Here is a 567-nt window from a genome sequence, read left to right on the forward strand (position 1 = left end):
AGGATATATCCCCACGGATCATAGTCATCAAACGCGACCACCGGCGCCCCGGCACTGCCCAACACCGTCGCGCGTACTGAACCCAAATGATCTTTCAGAAAATAAACCGTCTTGGGCTGGTTTGACCAGATGATCATCAACTCGGGCGGCTTGGTCTCATTTTCTGAAGAATAAAAGCGCAAGTCATAGGAATTCACATCTTCGTTTGTTGCCCACAAGATTACGCCATTGTCAAGTCCCAACTCTTCCAGATGGGATGCTCGCCCTGCTGGAACAGCATCGTGCTTTCGAACTGGCCGTTGGCATCTTCGTTCGCAGGGTTGCTCCCCGGGCCAATTTTCCCTCGCGGCGCGAGCCAATTCACACCAGTCAGGCGTTTCAGGCTGTCGGCTTGCGACTCGTGCCAGTCATTCAACAACTGGTGGGCCTGTACCCAACGATTCACCCACGCCGCTCCGTCCGCAACCGTAGCGTTGAAATAATACAACTGCATCTGCGCATTGAGAACCGTAGCATTGCTGGGTATGCTCGAATATTGCAAATCGAATTTGATGATGGTGCGCTTTT

General features: G+C 52.6%; 2 protein-coding genes. Both read right to left on the minus strand.

What is annotated here, in order from left to right; all coding sequences use genetic code 11:
* Nucleotides 1–218: hypothetical protein (locus tag L6R21_28030; protein MCK6563055.1), on the minus strand; the 218-nt coding region annotated here is incomplete at its 3' end.
* A 2-nt stretch (nt 219–220) separates the two neighbouring features.
* Nucleotides 221–567, minus strand: a 347-nt coding sequence (locus L6R21_28035; GenBank protein ID MCK6563056.1) for a hypothetical protein, incomplete at its 5' end; no start/stop codon positions are given.

The sequence above is a fragment of the bacterium genome, from assembly GCA_023150945.1.
In the GTDB taxonomy this organism is placed as follows: domain Bacteria; phylum Zhuqueibacterota; class Zhuqueibacteria; order Zhuqueibacterales; family Zhuqueibacteraceae; genus Coneutiohabitans.